General features: G+C 63.6%; 15 protein-coding genes and 5 pseudogenes. 7 read left to right on the forward strand and 13 right to left on the reverse strand.

From position 1 onward, the window contains the following. The 5 genes from H2O14_RS24355 to H2O14_RS28100 form a co-directional block, all read left to right on the forward strand. Positions 1–259: sugar-binding domain-containing protein (locus tag H2O14_RS24355; RefSeq protein WP_281410063.1), on the forward strand; the 259-nt coding region annotated here is incomplete at its 5' end. After that, a complete protein-coding gene (locus tag H2O14_RS24360; protein WP_246697785.1) occupies positions 256–1482 on the forward strand; it encodes a sugar ABC transporter ATP-binding protein in 1227 nt (408 codons plus the stop codon). The genes H2O14_RS24355 and H2O14_RS24360, both read left to right, overlap by 4 nt. Next, on the forward strand, positions 1461–1748 hold the full coding sequence (locus H2O14_RS28095; protein ID WP_246697786.1) for a hypothetical protein: 288 nt from the start codon (positions 1461–1463) through the stop codon (positions 1746–1748). The genes H2O14_RS24360 and H2O14_RS28095 overlap by 22 nt, the downstream gene beginning before the upstream one ends. Next, entirely contained in the window at positions 1741–2604 is an 864-nt protein-coding gene (locus H2O14_RS24365) for an ABC transporter permease (RefSeq protein WP_246697787.1), read from the forward strand. Before H2O14_RS28095 ends, H2O14_RS24365 begins: the two co-directional genes overlap by 8 nt. Beyond that, a complete protein-coding gene (locus H2O14_RS28100; protein ID WP_246697788.1) occupies positions 2580–2738 on the forward strand; it encodes a hypothetical protein in 159 nt (52 codons plus the stop codon). The genes H2O14_RS24365 and H2O14_RS28100 overlap by 25 nt, the downstream gene beginning before the upstream one ends. Positions 2739–2900: 162 nt before the next feature. On the opposite strand, the gene H2O14_RS24370 is transcribed toward H2O14_RS28100, so the two are convergent. The 8 genes and pseudogenes from H2O14_RS24370 to H2O14_RS24405 form a co-directional block, all read right to left on the reverse strand. Further along, positions 2901–3791, reverse strand: a complete 891-nt coding sequence (locus H2O14_RS24370; protein WP_182829953.1) for a LysR family transcriptional regulator — start codon at positions 3789–3791, stop codon at positions 2901–2903. Positions 3792–4209: 418 nt separating this feature from the next. Next, positions 4210–4674, reverse strand: a complete 465-nt coding sequence (locus H2O14_RS24375) for a nuclear transport factor 2 family protein (RefSeq protein ID WP_182829954.1) — start codon at positions 4672–4674, stop codon at positions 4210–4212. Positions 4675–4762: 88 nt separating this feature from the next. Then, positions 4763–5289 (reverse strand): annotated as a pseudogene (locus H2O14_RS24380) (carboxymuconolactone decarboxylase family protein); the annotation flags it as partial. A gap of 135 nt (positions 5290–5424) precedes the next feature. Continuing rightward, positions 5425–7488: pseudogene (locus H2O14_RS24385) on the reverse strand (pyridoxamine 5'-phosphate oxidase family protein). A 58-nt stretch (positions 7489–7546) separates the two neighbouring features. Then, positions 7547–8161: a glutathione S-transferase family protein gene (locus H2O14_RS24390; protein ID WP_182829955.1), complete on the reverse strand. Its 615-nt coding sequence runs from the start codon at positions 8159–8161 to the stop codon at positions 7547–7549. An 85-nt stretch (positions 8162–8246) separates the two neighbouring features. Next, positions 8247–8717 carry a hypothetical protein gene (locus H2O14_RS24395; protein WP_182829956.1) on the reverse strand — a complete coding sequence of 157 codons (471 nt, stop codon included), beginning with the start codon at positions 8715–8717 and terminating at the stop codon, positions 8247–8249. A 91-nt stretch (positions 8718–8808) separates the two neighbouring features. Next, positions 8809–9284, reverse strand: a pseudogene (locus H2O14_RS24400) (AtaL-like protein). Between the two features lie 32 nt (positions 9285–9316). Next, positions 9317–10186: an NmrA/HSCARG family protein gene (locus tag H2O14_RS24405; protein ID WP_182829957.1), complete on the reverse strand. Its 870-nt coding sequence runs from the start codon at positions 10184–10186 to the stop codon at positions 9317–9319. A 105-nt stretch (positions 10187–10291) separates the two neighbouring features. Here H2O14_RS24405 and H2O14_RS24410 point away from each other — a divergent pair, with 105 nt between their 5' ends. Then, entirely contained in the window at positions 10292–11182 is an 891-nt protein-coding gene (locus H2O14_RS24410) for a LysR family transcriptional regulator (RefSeq protein WP_182829958.1), read from the forward strand. 79 nt (positions 11183–11261) lie between these two features. On the opposite strand, the pseudogene hydA reads toward H2O14_RS24410, so the two are convergent. The 5 genes and pseudogenes from hydA to H2O14_RS24435 form a co-directional block, all read right to left on the reverse strand. Then, positions 11262–12688: pseudogene (gene hydA, locus H2O14_RS24415) on the reverse strand (dihydropyrimidinase). Between the two features lie 22 nt (positions 12689–12710). Continuing rightward, positions 12711–13976: a cysteine desulfurase-like protein gene (locus H2O14_RS24420; protein ID WP_182829959.1), complete on the reverse strand. Its 1266-nt coding sequence runs from the start codon at positions 13974–13976 to the stop codon at positions 12711–12713. 30 nt (positions 13977–14006) lie between these two features. Continuing rightward, positions 14007–14756 carry an amino acid ABC transporter ATP-binding protein gene (locus H2O14_RS24425; protein ID WP_182829960.1) on the reverse strand — a complete coding sequence of 250 codons (750 nt, stop codon included), beginning with the start codon at positions 14754–14756 and terminating at the stop codon, positions 14007–14009. Then, a complete protein-coding gene (locus H2O14_RS24430; protein WP_182829961.1) occupies positions 14756–15427 on the reverse strand; it encodes an amino acid ABC transporter permease in 672 nt (223 codons plus the stop codon). Before H2O14_RS24430 ends, H2O14_RS24425 begins: the two co-directional genes overlap by 1 nt. A 62-nt stretch (positions 15428–15489) precedes the next feature. After that, complete coding sequence (locus tag H2O14_RS24435) at positions 15490–16287, reverse strand: ABC transporter substrate-binding protein (protein WP_182829962.1); 798 nt, start codon at positions 16285–16287, stop codon at positions 15490–15492. A 153-nt stretch (positions 16288–16440) separates the two neighbouring features. On the opposite strand from H2O14_RS24435, the pseudogene H2O14_RS24440 reads away from it, so the two are divergent. Next, positions 16441–17138: pseudogene (locus H2O14_RS24440) on the forward strand (FadR/GntR family transcriptional regulator). The last annotated feature ends 60 nt before the right edge of the window (positions 17139–17198 follow it).

Genomic DNA, 17198 nt, shown 5'->3' on the forward strand with positions numbered 1-17198 from the left:
CCGCCTCAAGGATCTCAACTCGGTCGGCGACATCATGGGGCGCTTCGTCGACGCCAAGGGCCGCATCGTCGACCGCCAACTCGACGACCGCACGATCGGCTTGCGGCTGAACGCGCTGGCGCGCAAGGAGCGGGTCATCGCGGTCGCCGCCGGCGAAGACAAGCATTTTATCGCCGCCGCCTGTCTCAAGGCGCGCTACATGACCGACCTCGTGACCGACGAGGGCACGGCGCGGCGTATTCTGGAGGAGGCGGCATGACCGACCATGTTCTGGAGATTTCGGGGCTTTCCAAACGCTTCCCGCCCAATGTGATCGCCCTCGAACAAGCCGATCTCAATGTGCGCAAGGGCGAAGTCCATTGCCTGCTCGGCGCAAATGGCGCGGGCAAGTCGACCTTTCTGAAGCTGATCGCCGGGGCGCTCGCGCCGACCGGCGGCGATATCCGCATCGACGGCCGCCCGGTGAATTTCCGCAAGCCGTCGGAAGCGGCGGCGGCCGGGATTTCCATGATCTATCAGGAACTCGATCTGGTGCCACAGCTGACGGTCGCCGAAAACCTGTTCCTCGGCCACCCTCCGGCCCGTTTCGGTTTCCTTCAGAAGCGCAGTCGTCGGGCGCGCGCGGCTGAAGCGCTGGCGCGCGTCGGCGCGGGCTTTTCGCCCGACGACCGCGTCGGCAGCCTGTCGGTGGCCAACCAGCAGCTGACCGCGATCGCCCGCTCGCTGACGCGCGAGGCCAAGGTCATCATCATGGATGAACCCTCGGCGGCGCTCAACGAGACCGAGCTCGAAGCCGTCTTCCGGATCATCCGCGAACTGACCGCCCAGGGCGTCGCCATCCTCTATGTCAGCCATCGCCTGGGCGAATTGCGCGAGATCGGCGACCGAGTCACCGTGCTGCGCGGCGGGCGCACGATCGAAACCTTCGGCGTGCGCGACACGCCCGATACGGCGCTGGTCGAGGCCATTCTCGGCAACAACAGGACGCTGGTGGAGCGCCGGGACCGTCCGCCCGTCACCGGAGAGGTCGTGCTCGATATCGACAGACTGACGGGGCCGCACGGGCTCGACATACGCGATTTCCAGCTGCGGCGCGGCGAGATCGCCGGTCTGACCGGCCTCAACGGCTCGGGCCGCACATCCTTCCTGAAAGCGCTGTTCGGGGCAGATCCCTGCGCGGCGTCGATGCGGCTCTACGGCAAACCGTTCTCGCCGAGATCGCCGCGCGATGCGATCGCCGCCGGGCTCGGCCTCGTGCCGGAAAGCCGCAAGACCGAAGGGCTCATCCTCGACGCGCCGATCTATCGCAACGCGACGCTTCCGGCCATGCAGGGACGCTTCCTCGCCCGACATGGGGAGCTGAAGGCGCGCACCGTGCCGGTGCTCAAGCAGCTGTCGACCAAATACGGCGCGCCGGAGCAGAAGGTCATTCAGCTCTCGGGCGGAAATCAGCAAAAGTCGTGCTGGCGAAATGGATCATAAAGGGCGCGCGGCTCTTGCTGCTCGACGAGCCCTCGCGCGGGCTCGACATCGGGGCCAAGGCCGATCTCTACCGCCTGGTGGAGCAACTCGCGGCGGACGGCGCGGCAGTCATCGTCGCCTCATCCGAACTCGAAGAACTCTACGCCGCCTGCGACACGATCTGGGTCTTCCACGAGGGGCGCAACATCGCCCGCTTCGATCCGTCGAAGACGGACCAAGATGAGATCCTAAAGCAGCAGATCCTCGGGACACAACATCATGACTGACACAGCGACGGGAACACCGCCCATGCAGATTTCAGCACGCCGCGCGATCGATCTGGCGATCGAATATAATTTCATCCTCATCTTTCTCGTGGTCGTCGCCATTGCCGCGCTGTTGTCGCCGAGCTTCCTGACGGTGACCAACATCGCCAATCTCTTCCAGCAGGCCGCCGTCGTCGGCGTGGTCGCGATCGGCATGACCTTCGTCATCCTGACCGGAAATATCGACCTGTCGGTGGGATCGGTCACGGCGCTGTCAGGCATGCTGGCGGCGGTGATGATGGCGGCGGGCATGCCCGTCGCGCCCGCGATCCTGATCACCATCCTGGCGGGCGCCGCCGCCGGCGCAACGATCGGCCTGATCACGGCTCTCGCCGAGGTGCCGAGCTTCATCGTATCGCTGGCGGGACTGGTGTCGTTTCGCGGCGTCACCTATCTTCTGACCGACGGCGTGCCGGTGTCGGGCCTGCCGCCGAGCTTCGGGGCGATCGCCTCGACCATGGTGCCGGTGTTTCCCGGCGTCGCCGTCAGCTCTATGGGTCTGATCTTCGTCGCGCTCTGCATTCTGGCCGGCGCCCTGCTGAGGCTCACCGTCTTCGGGGAATCGGTTTACGCGACCGGCGGCAATGCGGAGGCCGCCCGCCTGTCGGGCCTGCCGACCACCCGCATCCTCGTGCTCGTCTTCACCGTTTCCGGCATCATGAGCGCGCTGGCCGGCATTCTCCTGACCTCGCGCCTGCGCATCGGTCAGCCGACGGCGGCGCAGGGACTGGAGCTCGACGCCATCGCGGCGGTGGTGCTCGGCGGAACGTCCCTGTTCGGGGGCGCGGCGGGGTGCTGGGCACCTTCTTCGCTGTGATGCTGTTGCAGGTGCTGCGCAACATCTTCAATTTGCTCGGCCTCGGCTCGTTCTACCAAATGACGGTGACGGGATTCATCATCGTCGCCGCCATTCTGCTCAACCGGTTCATCGATATTCGGCGCGGCCGCTGAGAGCGAAATTTGCGGGAAAAGGCGGCGCATGAGATGGCGCCGCCATCATTGTCCCTCAAGTGCTGCTCGGCGTGGGTTTTGCCGTGCCGCCGACGCCCACGATCCGCTGCAGCCCGGACCGCGCCTCCCTATTTTTGGCCGCTGCGCAGCAAGATCGGCCGTTCAATTCAGTAATCTGTTGTCTCTCAGGATCGGCACGGCCATGTCGATGAAGGCCCGGACCTTGGCGGGGGCGCTTCGGCCTTCGGGATACAGAAGATGGATGGGTAGCGGCGGCTCCTCGAAATCGCCGAGCACGATCTGCAACTCGCCTGCGACCAGAGCCGGGCCGATCTGGTAGTGCAGCACACGGGTGAGGCCCCAACCTCGACGCGCCGCAGTGATCGCCGCCTCGTTCGTATTGCACTGGAGCGTGGGCGTGGTCGTCACCTTGTGGTCGTCGGCGAAACGCCATTCCGGCGACGCCCAGGCGCTGGTCGCAGCGGCGATGCGGTGATCCCGCAGGTCTGCGGGCGTCGCGGGAACGCCATGCCGTTCGAAATAGTCGGGAGCGCCGCAGATCACATGCCGGACCGCTCCCACTTTGACGGCGGTAAAGCCGGAATCCGGCAGATGGCCGATACGCACGGCCACATCCATCCCGTCTTCGATCATGTTGATCGGGCGATCGACGAAGAGCGTTCGGGCGCGCGCGTCGGAATAGGCGTCGAGATAACCGATCACGATCGGCAGCACATACATTTGGCCGAACAGCGCGGGCGCGGTTACTGACAGCGTGCCGGTCGGCGTGGCATAGGCGCCGCCGGCGGTCGCCTCCGCCTCGGCGATGTCGGCGAGGATCCTCCGACAGTCGCCGAGGTAGCGACTTCCCGCCTCGGTCATCTTGACCGAGCGGGTTGTGCGCACGAACAGGCGGGCGCCGATCAGGTCCTCCAGGGACGCGATCGTTCGGGTCACCACAGGCGCGCTCATATTCATGTGTCGCGCCGCCTCGGCGAAACTCTCGGTCTCCGCCACCTTGACGAAGATCCGCATCGCCTGCCATCGATCCATGATCCGTTTCCTTTGAAACCCCGCAAGGCACATTTGCACCGATCGACCCTTCGCGCCAGCCGTAAAGCGACGCTGCCGGGCGGCGCTTCGGGCCGTCTCAGGAGCGGTCGCCCGATGAACCCGCTGCATAATCTTCGATGGCCCGGCAGTCTTGTTCATCGAGGCCGGCGCGTCGGGCGCGGCCCCGGCTTTCGGCGCCCGGGGAAATCGCCAGCCCGATCGCCCGCGAGAGGCGGAAGTCGAAGCTCGACCCGTTGTGGAGCGCATCGAGCTCCGCTCCGGTCAGGCCGAGCAGGCGGGCGGCCTGCTCTCCGCGACGCAGGCGCTCGCCGTCGCCACCTGCGGCGGCGAGAGCGATATCGATGGAGAGCTTTGTCCGATCATCAAGCCTGAATTGGCCATGGTGGAATCTCGCGCCTTAGAAGCCGAAATGGCTGAGGCCCGGATGGTCGTCGGGGCGCCGCCCGAGCGGCCAGAGGAACTTACGGTCGGCCCCGGCGATCGGTTGCTCGTTGATGCTGGCGTGGCGCGCGCGCATCAGCCCATCCTCGGCGAATTCCCAGTTTTCGTTGCCGTAGGCGCGGAACCAGTGGCCGCTGTCGTCGCGATATTCGTAAGCGTAGCGCACGGCGATGCGGTTGTCCTGAAACGCCCACAGTTCCTTGATCAGGCGATAGTCCAGCTCTTTGTTCCACTTGCGCGTCAGGAAGGCCTGCGCTTCGGCGCGGCCGACGAGAAACTCGGCGCGATTGCGCCAGCGCGTGTCGAGCGTATAGGCGAGCGCGACCTTGGCCGCGTCGCGGCTGTTCCAGCCATCCTCGGCGAGGCGCACCTTTTCGATGGCGGATTGTTCGTTGAAGGGAGGAAGAGGGGGACGGGACATCAATGTCATCCTTTGAAGGGCGAAAAAGGGAAGAGTGGCTGCGGGGGCGTAGCCACTCGTTGTGCTCAGGCGGCGAGAGCGGCGATCCGGGGAAATCGATCTCCGTGCCCAGCGCTTCGTTGACGTAGTTGGTGAAAGTGTTCAGCGCGACATGGGCGATGATCTCAAGGATTTCTCCGGGTCGCTATAGCCGGCGGCGCGCACCGTTTCGATTGCGCTTGCAGGAACCGCTCCGCGCGAAAGCGTCAGCGAGCGGGCGAATTCAACGGCCGCCGCAGCCTTTGCGTCAAGCGATGTGCCGCGGCGATTGGCGAGGATTTCGCCGTCGTCCAGCTTGGCGAATTTCGCGCCAGTATAGGTATGGGCCGAGAGGCAGTAATCGCAGCCGTTTGCTTCGGCCACGGCCAGCGCGATCCGTTCGCGGGTCGCGGGCGGAAGCTTGCCCTTGCCGAGCGCTCCCTGCAGCGCAGTTAGACCATTGAGAGCGGCCGGGCTGTTCGACACCAGGCGAAAGATGTTGGGAAGCGAGCCGATCTGCTTCTGAATGGCTTCCAACACAGGGCGAGAGGCTTCAGGCGCGTCCTCGATACGGACAGGGGTTGGGATGCGTGACATGTTTTTCTCCTTGTTTTTCAGCGGCGGAAGCGTTTCCGCGACGCATTCAAGATGTGCTTTTCCCGCTGGACCGTGAATGGCTCAAATCCGGAAGTCACCGTTGCTCGGACCGCATCAATCACGATGTCGTCGCCGTCAGAGCGCCAGTTCGATGCGGTTGGCCGCCTCGCCGTCCATGGCCGCGGGCACGGCCGAGCAGAGCAGAACCTCGCCGGCGCCGATGCTGGCGGTCGGCGCAGTGGGATAGGTTACGGCGCCGGCCAGCAATGTCGTGCGGCAGGATCCGCAAGAGCCGGCGCGGCAGCTGAAGGCTGGGTCGAGACCGCGGGCCTCGGCAAGCTCCAGAAGGCTCCCGGAACCGGGCGTCCAGCGGGCCTCCTTGAGCGACGCGGTGAACAGAACCGGCACCGGCTGTGTCGAAGCAGCGGGCTGCATCGATGGTGCGGAGCCCGGATCGGCGCGCCGCGAGAGTGAAGAGGGACCGAAGGCCTCGGCGTGGATGCGATGATCGGCGACCGCATAGCTGCGGAGCCCGTCATAGAGCGCCTGCGTGAAAGACGGGGGCCGCAGAGGTAGAAGTCGTAATCGCCGAACGGCAGGGAGCGGGTGAGAAGCGGCATATCGATGCGACCCGCCGCATCGTAATCGGCGCCCTCTTCGGCGCCCTGCGTGTCGCTCAGCACCCGGACGAGCCGGATCGCCCCACGGCCTGCGTCCACGAGCTCGTCGATTTCGGCGTCGAATGCGCGATCGTCCCGAGATCGCGCAGCCTGAAAGAGAATGACCGGACGCATGCGCTGCCGACGCAGCCCCTCGTAGACGACATGGCGCAGCATGGCGAGCAAGGGGTAATGCCGATGCCGCCCGCCAGAAGCACGGCCGGCCGGGTGGCGTGCGCATCGATGGTGAAGGCGCCGGCCGGCGCCCGCGCGTCGATTACGTCGCCGACACGCACTGTATCGTGAAGATGAGTCGATGCTAGCCCGTCGCGTCGGACACTGATCCGGTAGAGGCCATCGGAGGGGGCGGCCGAAAGGGTGTAGGTTCTGAGGGTCGGCTTGTCCATCCCGGGAATGTTCAGGCGGATCGGCAGGTGCTGGCCGGCAAGATGCGGAACGAGGCCGGCGCCATCTGCGGGTTTGAGATAAAAGGAGCGGATCGCCGCAGTCTCATCCACGATCCTTGTGACTGCGAAGGTGCGCCAGTCGTTTGAACGCGCCGCCGCTTTCAGGCGTTTTGCCGCCTGATCCCAGTCGCCGGTCATCAGCGAGCTGGGCGACCAGCCGTCCGTCTCGAAAGTCCAGCGGAGCGCGAGCGCGTTGCGCCGTCGCAGGATCCGTCGCGGCGTGAATGTCCAGAGACGTTCGGCGCCTTGGAATGCCGCGATATCAGGGGAATCGAGAATAATCTCGGCGTCACCCGTCATCTGCAACAGGTCGCCGGTTGCGAAATCGACGAAGACGAGCCCGGCCTTGCCGTTGAGGAGGATATTGCCGAGCGTCGAAAAGAACAGATTGCCGTCGAAATCCGGCACTGTCAGCACGCCGTCCTGTCCGATGCGCACGAAACCCGCCTTGCCGCCGCGATGCGAGACATCGACCTGTCGCCGCGCCTCCCGATCGGCATAGGATGCGACGAAGAAGGCGTCGGCGTCGCTGATCAGGGCTCGCGCCTCGGCGTCGAGGACTTCGAGGGTTTCCAATGCGCCGTCGGACCTCTGACCCGGAGCGCGCGAGAATGTGAAATCGCGCAGTTGGATGTAGCGCGGACAATTGCCGAAGCTCTGGTCGACTTCGACGCGTATACCGCCATCCGCGCGCGTCACGACACCGTTCATGCGATTGCGCCGGCGGGTGTGAAGTTCGATTCCCAGGAGGCCGATCGACTTGCCCGGGGAGATCCCGACCGCCGCCGGGTCCCCGGGTCGGCGACTGCGCCGATATCCAGCATGGTTGCGGATGGCGAATTCATGAAGCCGGGTCCACCTTCCAGCAGCGTCGCCCATGCGTCGTCCGCGTCGTCGACGCTGCCGACCACGATGACGGGCAATTGGGCGTAAAACGCCCGGTGCTGATCCGGCATGAAATCGCGCACCACGCGCGCGCCGACCGACGCCATGCGCTCCACGGCGCCCGCACGTTCCTGCAGGCGACGTTCGCCTTCATGCCATGTCTGCATTTCTTGGAGGTCTTCGCGCATGTCCGACTCCTGGGTTTCGACGGGGGCGGGAGCGCGCAAGCGCTCTCCGCCTGATGGCTCATGCTGCTGCAAGCCCCGCGCGGGTCTCGGCGAAGGGCACGAAGCCGGGCAGAGCCTCGACGCGGCGGAGGAAGCTGTTGACGGCTGGATAGGCGCCCAGATCGACATTTCCTTCGGGCGCGCGGGCGATATAGCTGTAGATGGCGACGTCGGCGATCGTCGGACCCTCGCCAGCGAGCCAGTCATGGTCGCCGAGACGGCTCTCGAGCCGGCCGAGAAGCGTATGCGCCCGGCCGATGACTTCCTCCGGATTGAACTTCGCGCCGAAGACGGTGATCAGGCGAGCCGCGGCCGGACCATAGGCAATTTCGCCCGCGGCAACCGAAAGCCAACGCTGGACGGCGGCGGCGGCGGCCGGCTCTTCCGGCAACCAATCCGTTCGTCCGGCCTTTTTGGCGAGATAGACGAGGATGGCGTTGGAATCGGTGACGACGACGCCGTCATCATCGAGAACCGGCACCTGACCGAACGAGTTGAGGCTCAGGAATTCGGGCTTCTTGTGGGCCCCGGACGCCAGATCCACCTCGATCAGGTCATGCGGCAGCTCCAGCAGGGACAGAAACAGACGCGCTCGATGCGCGTGCCCGGACAAGGGATGATGATAGAGTTTCATGATGCGCTCCTGTGTGTCAGTCGGGTTGAGCCCCGATCCGCGATTGAGAATGATCAAAATCAGCGTTTCTGAGAACGCGCGACCTTCACAGTTCACTGTTTCGGAAAATGAAACAGTCCAGGCTTGCCGCGCATTTCCTTTCCGCGCTTTCATGAATGTGATCGAGCTGCGATCTCAAGCGGCGCTCGGCCATGAAGTGAATGCTGCTCAAGAAAGCCTCGGCTGCGTATGCGGCGACAGGTGGAGCGGACATGACGCGCGCGGTCGAGAAATTTATCCGCATCACCATCGGCCCTCCCTCCGATTGCGAGAGGCCGTGCCGCAGGCGTTTGCGGGCGACCGCGGCGAGATTGCTGAGGGACCGCTGGAACGGAGCTGAGAGACGATGCTCGATCTTCGCGACAGGATTCGCCTCTGATCGTTGACGCCTGCTTGACGGAGAGATTGCCGAATGGCGGGTCAGCGCAGCTCCTGGACGCGCCAGCGAACGAATATTGATCCGGCTGATGACGTCGGCGAGCAGGCCGGCCGCCGGAGAGGACAAATCGATTTCCATCGTCTCATCATCCTCCGAACAGGGCGGCCGCTGGGTCGGATCGCGTCGATCGAGCCCAACCGGTCGCCCTGCCATGGATTGATTGTGGTGATCAGAGCCGGCCCTGTGCGAGCAGCTCGCGAGTCCGTTTCAAAGTGGACAGGAGGGCCGATCTGTAGCCCTTGTCACTGTCGAACTGCATCATCTGTTCGGCCTGCTCCTCGGGACCATTCGGCTGCTTGTCGCGGAGGCCGAGATAGCAATAGAATTTCAGCTTCAGGGCTCCGTCTTCATCCTCGAACAGCTCGTTGATGATGGCGCCTTCGCGGGGGCCCGTTGCTTGGAAGAAGGTGACCTTGCTCTGCGGCTCGAGCGTGATGATCTCCTTATGGCGGAACCGGCGATCGTGGCGTCGCGCACGAAGTGGGTCGCGGTCTCTTCCACGACGTCGCATCGGGTGCAGAGGCCGGGCGGGAGAAACAGGCGTGCATCGCGCGCCTTCAGCTCAAGGCCCTTCCAGACCTGATCCCGAGTGAGCTTCGTTTCGCCTTCCGGGTTTACCAAGACTGTCGCGGTCGAATAGATCATGTTGTTTTTCCTTCTTTGAAATGTGCAGCGTCTCAGGCGGAGGCGGCAATCTGCGCGGCGAAATCGCGATAGGAGTGAAGCGGCCGACCGAGAAGCGTGGTCAAACGCTCGACATCACCGCCTTCGGGCAGCATGCCGTCGGTCAGGAACCGATCGCCCATCATACGCATGTCGTAAGCCATCCAGGGCGGCATGAACTGCTTCAGATTCTGCTCGAACGCGGCTGTGTCGCCGCCGCCATAGCTGACCGGGCGAGCGAGCACATCCGACCAGATGGCCGCAATGTCGGCGCCTGTGAGCGTGTCTGGACCGACCAGATTGAGGCGGGTCGGCGCGAGTGGCCGTGCGGCCTGCTCACGGCGCAGCAGTTCAAGGGCGGCGATCTCCGCGATATCGCGCACGTCGATCATCGCCAAACCTTTTTCACCGACCGGCATCGGATAGACGCCATGACCGGTGACGACGTCCTTGATCGACAGATCGTTCTGGATGAAATAGGCCGGGCGGAGGATGGTGGCGTTCATGCCCATATGTTCGATCATTCGCTCGACGCCGAACTTGCCGGCGAAGTGCGGAACGTTCACATAGACGTCAGGATGGATCACCGACAGATAGACGATGCTTTCGACGCCGGCCGCGCGGGCGACGTTCAGCGCGATGAGCGCCTGAGTGAATTCGTCGGATACGACGGCATTCAGCAGGAACAGCGTGGACACTCCGTCGAAGGCGACGCGTAGCGAGTCGACGTCGAGGAAGTCACCTTTTGCGACGCTTACGCCTGCCGGAAAGCGGGCTTTGGAAGGATCTCGGACGAGCGCGCGAACGTCTGCGCCGCGCTCGACGAGATGCTGGATGACTTGGCTGCCGATATTGCCTGTGGCGCCGGTAACGAGGATCGTCATGGGATTGCTCCGAGGTTGGAATTGCTTGACACCCTCACTATGTACGGCTCAATATCGATCCAATAGTCCGCAAATCTAGACGCTTCGTCTCACTGGTGGAACGACATGGATCTCGTCGCACTTGCCGATTTCAACCTCGTCGCCCGACATGGCGGCTTCGGAAAGGCGGCGCGCGCGACCGGGCGGCCAAAGGCGACGCTGTCCAGACGCGTTACGGAATTGGAGGCTGCGCTTCAGCTCCGACTGTTCGAGCGTGGCGCACGCGACCTCAAGCTCACGGAGGAGGGGCGCGCCCTTCATGAACGGACGACGGCGCTGCTCACGGAGATCGACGAGACGGCCGCAGCCATCGCCTCCGGTGCAGAGAAACCGCGTGGCCGTCTTCGGATCAGTGCGCCGCTTCTCCTGTCACAGACCGCCATGGGAAAAATAGCCGCCGGCTTCGCGCTCAGATATCCCGAGGTGCGGTTGGAAATCACCACCGAAGACAGGGCGGTAGACATGATCGAGGAAGGCTACGATCTGGTCATTCGCGTCAATCCGGAACCGGACGAGACCCTGGTGGGTCGAGCATTTCTGCATGATCGACTGGTCGTCGCGGCGAGCCCCGAGCTGCCCCGGCCAGTCGGCGACCGGCCGGCGCCAGGCGTCGTGCGGGGAGGCGGCGGTTCGCAGACCTGGAAGGTCATAAAGGCCGAACAAACCGCCACTATAAGGATCGAGCCCGTCCTCGTTTTGTCGTCGCTGATCATGGTTCGGGACGCCGCCAGGGCGGGCGTCGGCGCGGCCAGCCTGCCGATCTCGTTGGTGAGCCACGACCCAGCCGACGGCGCGTTGGTTCACTGGGGCGATGTAGAGGGATCGGAGATCGCTTTATGGGCGCTTTATCCGTCACGGCGCCTGTTGAGCCCGCGCGTGTCTGCCTTTTTGGACTTCCTCAAGCAGGCATTCCCCGGCGGAACGCCCGATGAATTGGCTGCATACATCGCCAGATGAGCGGCGCTGCCCGATCTGGGTCCTGAATGACGGAGCTTCCCGGCAGCGCTTGCGCGGTATTTTCTTTTGGGGCGAGCGCTTAAGTCGTTTTGCGGCCACCAGCGCCGTTCCTGGTCAGGTTCGACCGCTCGCGGCTCTGGTAGCGGCCTGTCGCCGGCTCCACCAGCGCGCCGCGCTCCATGACGGTCTTGCCGCGAACCAGAAGGCGCACCGGCCAACCTGTTATGTCCAGCCCCTCATAGGGGTGTAATCGGCCCCATGCTGCAGCATGTCGTTGGTCAGAGTCATCTGCGCGGTCGGATCCCAAAGAGCAATATCGGCGTCCGAGCCGATGGCGATCGTCCCCTTCTGCGGATAGAGGCCGTAAAGCTTGGCGTGGTTGGTCGATGTGACAGCGACGAAGTGGTTGATGTCGATCCGGCCTTTCATCACGCCTTCGGAGAAAAGGATCGGCAGCCGGGTGCCTACGCCGGGAATGCCGTTCGGGATCCAGCGGAAATGCCGCTTGCCCTTCTCGTTCAGTTTGCCTTCGGGATCGTCGAAACGGAAAGGGCAGTGGTCGGAGGAGAACAGGTCGAACACGCCCTGTTCGATGCCTTCCCAGCAGGCGTCCTGGCTGGCCTTGTCGCGCGGCGGCGGCGAGCAGACATATTTGGCTCCCTCCAGGCCTTCCAGATCGAGGTCGTCTGCGGTGAGCATCAGATATTGCGGGCAGGTCTCGCCGGCGATCTTCTGACCGCGCTGGCGCGCGCGCCGGATTTCCTCCATCGCCTCGCGGTTGGACACATGGACGATGACGATGGGCACGTCGACGATTTCGGCGAGCGACAGGGCGCGGTGGGTCGCTTCACGCTCGGCGGCCGCGGGTCTGGTCGACGCGTGGTACTTGGGCGCGAACTTGCCCTCTTCCTCATGCCGGCCGATCAGGTAGCGGATCGCGTCTTCATTCTCGCAATGAACCATCACCAGCGCGCCGGTGCGTCGCGCCGTATCCAGCGTCGCCAGAATCTCGTCGTCTCGGAGGCGCAGGCCCTCATAGGTCATGAACACCTTGAGCGAGGTGTAGCCATCCTCGACAAGCGCCGGCAATTCCTGGCCCAGCACCTCGGCGGTGGGATCGGTGATCACGAGATGGAAGGACACGTCGACATGGCATTTTCCGTCGGCCTTGGCGTGATAGACCTTCAGCGCCTCGCGCAGGGACTGGCCTTTCTCCTGCATGCAGAAGGCCAAAACCGTGCTGTTGCCGCCGATGGCCGCCGAACGCGTGCCGCTGTCGAAATCATCGGCCATCACGATGCCGTCACCCGACGGCTGGTCGAGATGAACATGACTGTCGATGCCGCCGGGCAGCACGAACAGGCCGCTGGCGTCGATCACCTCGTCCGCGTCGTCGAGCCCGGCTGCCAGCGCTGCGATCCGGCCATCCTTGATGCCGACATCGCTCGGGAACGTATCGCTCGCCGTCGCCACCGTTCCATTGCGGATCACCGTATCGAAGCGCATCAGCCCATCCTTTTCGTTGTGTTCAGCTCGCCTTGGCGAGGCCGGCGTCCCCGGCGAGGATCCGGTCGAGCGCCGCGGTGAAACGATCGACTTCCTCGATCGTGTTGTAATGGACCATGGACACACGCAGCATGCCGCCATGGTCGGTCAGGCCGAGATATTCGGCGAGCCGGCGCGAGTGGAAATCGCCGAAGCGCATGGCGATTTTTTCCTGGTCCATCGCCTTGCAGAGATCGGCCGCCTCGCGCCCGTCAAAGCGGAAGGCGACGGTCGGCACGCGGCTTCCGTCGCGGTTGACGGGCTGGCCGACGATCCGGCAGTCGTTACGCGAGCGGAGATAGACGAGCAGCCGCTCGGTCAGCGCATTTTCCTGGATCGTGATGGCGGCGAACGCGGCTTCGATCTTCTGGCGCGCCCCGCCCGTTTCGCCGGCCTGTTCGCCGAGGCGCATCAGGTAGTCGACGATCCCGCAGGTGGAATAAGCAAGTTCGTAGTTGGGATTGCCCGGCTCCAGCTTGCCCGGCACTTTGTCTTTGCCGTAGAAATAATGGTAGAGCGTATCGAGCTCCAACAACAGGTCATAGCGGCCATACATCAGCGCATAATGCGGGCCGTAGGTCTTGTAGAGGCTGAAGACATAGTAATCGACGTCGAAGGCCTGCACGTCGACGGCGCGGTGCGGCGCATAGGCGACCGCGTCGACGCAAATTTTGGCGCCATGGGCATGGACGAAATCGGCGATCTCGCGGATCGGATTGATCGAGCCCAATATGTTCGAGCAGTGTGTGACGCAGACGAGTTTCGTCCGCTCGGTCATCAACGGCGCGAGATCGGCGAGATCAAGCGTCAGCGTCTCCTTGTTCAACGGCCAGATCTTGAGCGTTACGCCCCGTTCCTGCAGGCGATCCCATGGGCCGATATTGGATTCGTGGTCAGAGACGGTGATGACGATCTCATCGCCCGGCGAGAGTTGGCTCTGCATGGCGCGGGCGAGGTTTTGTAGAAGAGCGGTGGTGGAGTTGCCGAAGACGATTTCTTCGGGCCGCGTCGCGTTGACGAGATGCATGGCGGCCGTGCGGGCCTCATGGAGCGCGGCTGCAGCCGCCTGCGAGACTTCGTAGGAGCCGCCGATCTGGACGTTTTTTTCAAACAGGAACGTGTTGATCCTCTCGACGGCGCCTTTGAGGATCTGGGAGCCGCCGGCATTGTCGAAAAAGGTCCAGCCGCGGGAGAGGCCTGGAAACTGGCTGCGCACGAAATCGAGGTCGAGCGCCTTGGGAGTGGGCATTGCGGTGTGTCCTCCGGTTCTTGTTTTTGTTCAATGATTGAGGACCGCGCGCAGAAATCCGCGCGTCCGCTCATGTTTCGGGGCGTCGAAGATCTCCGCCGGCGCGCCGCTTTCGACCAGCCGCCCGCCATCCATGAAGATCACGCGATCGGCCACCTGGCGGGCGAAACCCATTTCGTGAGTGACGACGACCATGGTGACGCCGGAGCCGGCGAGCCTGCGCATGACATCCAGCACCTCGCCCACCATTTCCGGATCGAGCGAAGATGTCGGCTCGTCGAACAGCAACACACGCGGCTCCATGGCGAGCGCGCGGGCGATCGCGACCCGCTGCTGCTGGCCGCCCGAGAGATGACCTGGGAATTTCTCCGCCTGTTCGGCGATGCCGACGCGGGCCAGAAGCTCGCGCGCCTTCCGTTCGGCGTCAGCTTCCGCCACGCCGCGCACCCGCATGGGGGCGAGCATGACATTCTTGAGCACAGTCATATGGGGAAAGAGATTGAAAGACTGGAAGACCATGCCGACTTCGGCGCGGACCTTGGCGAGCGCCGGGCCGGGTTCGACGCGGATGCCGTCGACGATGATCCGGCTTTCCGCCGCAAAGGCTTCCAGATGGTTGATGCAGCGGATCAGCGTCGACTTGCCGGAGCCCGAGGGGCCGATGACGCAGACGACTTCGCCTTCGGCGATGTCGAGATCGATGCCGTGCAACACGGTGAAAGTCCCGTAGGCCTTGGTGAGGCCGCGAATGGAAATAAATGGCGTGCTCGGCTGTGACATCAGCGCTTTCCTCGGCTGTAGTGTTTTTCGAGGCGCGAGACGACGCCGACCATCGGCCAGAGCAGGGCGATATAGATCAGCGCAGCCCCGATCAAAGGCGTCGGATTGGCTGCGAGCGCCTGGGCCTGGGTCGCCTGTTTGAGCAGATCCGGCATGGCGACGACGGAAGCGAGCGCCGTGTCCTTGAGCACGTTGATGCAGTTGTTGGTCAACGGCGGGATGACGATGCGGATCGCCTGCGGCAGGATCACGTCCACCATCGTGTCGCGGTTGGACAGACCCAGAGCCGCCGAGGCCTCGAACTGCCCATGCGGGATGGCCTCGATGCCGGCTCGGAAGATTTCCGCGGTGTAAGCCGCCGACACCAGCGACAGGGCCGTGACCGCCGAAAGAAACGGCGACAGCCGGATGCCGATGAAGGGCAGGGCGTAATAGACGACGATCAGCAGCACCAGAAGCGGGATCGAGCGGAAGATGTCGATATAGATCTTGAGAAGAACCTTGACCGCGGACGGCGCATAAAGCCGCGTCACCGCAAGGAACAGTCCGCCGGCGAGACCGACAAGAATGCTGGTCACTCCGATCTCGAGGGTCACGAGCAAGCCCCAGAGCAGGGCCGGCAGGCTCGTCGCCAGGACATCGAGGTTGAAGAAGGTGTTGATGAGTGTCATGCCGCGGCGGCTCCGGGACGGGCCGGCGGAACCAGATCGTTCCGCCGGTCGCGTTTTGACGGTTACTTGCCCTTGGGCATGTCGAGCACGGTGACGGTCGAGGTCGTGTCCTCGGCCTTGGCGCCGAACCAGGTCTCATGCAGCTTGGCGATGAAACCTTCCTTCTTGAGTGTGGTGATGACCGTGTTGACTTCAGCGGCGAGCGGATCATCCTTGTTGAACATGATGGAGTATTTTTCCCCGGTCGGGATGCGCTCGACCACCTTCAGCTCGGGCTTGTCCTTCACATAGTAGAGAAGCGCCGGAATATCGGAGATATAACCGTCGACGCGGCCGGCGACGAGATCGAGCATGGCCGGCTGCAGGCCTTCGAAACGACGGATCTCGCCGAACTTGTACTCCTCCTTGTGGCCCTCCGCCCACATGTCGCCGGTCGAGCCGGTGTCGACGCCGACGACCTTGTCGCCCATGTCCTTCAGGCCGGTGATGCCGGAGGCCGCAGTTACCGTCAGCGACTGGTCGCTGTCGTAATAGGGCTGGGCGAAGGACACGGATTGCAGGCGATTCTCCGTGATGGTGATCGACGAGACAGCCATGTTGATGCGGCCGGACTGAACGGCCGGGAAGAGGCCGTTGAAGGGCGTGTTGACGAACTCGACGCTTTTGCCGAGACGCTTGGCGATCTCGTTGACGAGATCGACCTCGAAGCCCGTAACTTTGCCGCTGGCGTCTTCGAATTCCCAGGGGACATTGCCGATATTGGCGCCGACCGTGAGATCGGCGGCATGGGCCGCAGTTGTGGCGAAGACGCCGAACAGGCCGGCGAATAGCGTCGTCTTGAGCATGGACAGGCGTGTCATGAGAGTTCCCCTTGTTTTTGAACGTGACTCAATCTACATTGGTCTAACTGGTCAGACCAGTCAGGCCAAACAAGCATGCTGCTTTGTACTTGGCAAGGGGCTGGTGGAAAAAATAGATTGCGCATCGAAGCACGCCGCCAGAGAAGGGACCGCATGTTCAATAAGACGCTTGTTCCGCAATCTGTTGCGCGCGAGATCCAGACCATGATCCAATCCGGTCAGTTGAAGCCGGAGAGAAAATCCCGTCGCAACGGGAGTTTTCCCAGAAATTCGGCATCAGCCGCGCTTCCTTGCGCGAGGCGCTGCTGACCCTGGAAACGCTGGGCCTTCTGAAAACCGAGGCAGGGCGGGGCACTTTCGTCTCCGGTCCCGCCGCGCCATCCTCCGGCGCCCCGGGCCATATGGCGCCCTGGCGTTATTCCGACAGCTATTCCGTCTTCGACGTCTTCCAGACCCGCATCCTGCTCGAAGGCGAGATCGCACGGCTGGCGGCGGGGCGCCTGACGCAGTTGCAGCTCGACAAGATGGAACAGGCGACACGGACGATGGAGGAGTGCTGGGCAAGCCAAGACCTTTTGGCCAATGTCGAGGCCGATCTCGAATTTCACGCCGCCATCGTATCCGCCTGCTCCAACGCCATGCTCAAGGCGCTCTACCAGACGGTGCGCGATCAGGTGACGGAAACCCAGCGTCAGCCCATCCCGATCACCGATCCGGAGCGCATGCGGGATTCGATCGCCGAACACCGCAAGATTATCCGCGCGCTCCGCGCCAATGACGGCGCGCAGGCGAAGCACGAGATGGAGGCGCATATCCGCAATACTGCGCGTTGCGCAGGCCTGGAGCCGTGACACACGGGCAAATTGCCGCTCAGAACACGCCAGTTCGATGTCCGCCGATGAACCTGTGGC

The sequence above is a fragment of the Rhizobium sp. G21 genome (assembly GCF_014158035.1).
Lineage (GTDB): Bacteria > Pseudomonadota > Alphaproteobacteria > Rhizobiales > Rhizobiaceae > Rhizobium_E.

What these genes read in the sequence shown, in the direction of transcription:
- H2O14_RS24360 (WP_246697785.1), top strand. Translation starts at nt 256, where the DNA reads ATGACCGACCATGTTCTGGAGATTTCGGGGCTTTCCAAACGCTTCCCG.
- H2O14_RS24365 (WP_246697787.1), top strand. Translation starts at nt 1,741, where the DNA reads ATGACTGACACAGCGACGGGAACACCGCCCATGCAGATTTCAGCACGC.
- H2O14_RS24370 (WP_182829953.1), bottom strand. Translation starts at nt 3,791, where the DNA reads ATGGATCGATGGCAGGCGATGCGGATCTTCGTCAAGGTGGCGGAGACC.
- H2O14_RS24375 (WP_182829954.1), bottom strand. Translation starts at nt 4,674, where the DNA reads ATGTCCCGTCCCCCTCTTCCTCCCTTCAACGAACAATCCGCCATCGAA.
- H2O14_RS24390 (WP_182829955.1), bottom strand. Translation starts at nt 8,161, where the DNA reads ATGAAACTCTATCATCATCCCTTGTCCGGGCACGCGCATCGAGCGCGT.
- H2O14_RS24395 (WP_182829956.1), bottom strand. Translation starts at nt 8,717, where the DNA reads ATGGAAATCGATTTGTCCTCTCCGGCGGCCGGCCTGCTCGCCGACGTC.
- H2O14_RS24405 (WP_182829957.1), bottom strand. Translation starts at nt 10,186, where the DNA reads ATGACGATCCTCGTTACCGGCGCCACAGGCAATATCGGCAGCCAAGTC.
- H2O14_RS24410 (WP_182829958.1), top strand. Translation starts at nt 10,292, where the DNA reads ATGGATCTCGTCGCACTTGCCGATTTCAACCTCGTCGCCCGACATGGC.
- H2O14_RS24420 (WP_182829959.1), bottom strand. Translation starts at nt 13,976, where the DNA reads ATGCCCACTCCCAAGGCGCTCGACCTCGATTTCGTGCGCAGCCAGTTT.
- H2O14_RS24425 (WP_182829960.1), bottom strand. Translation starts at nt 14,756, where the DNA reads ATGTCACAGCCGAGCACGCCATTTATTTCCATTCGCGGCCTCACCAAG.
- H2O14_RS24430 (WP_182829961.1), bottom strand. Translation starts at nt 15,427, where the DNA reads ATGACACTCATCAACACCTTCTTCAACCTCGATGTCCTGGCGACGAGC.
- H2O14_RS24435 (WP_182829962.1), bottom strand. Translation starts at nt 16,287, where the DNA reads ATGACACGCCTGTCCATGCTCAAGACGACGCTATTCGCCGGCCTGTTC.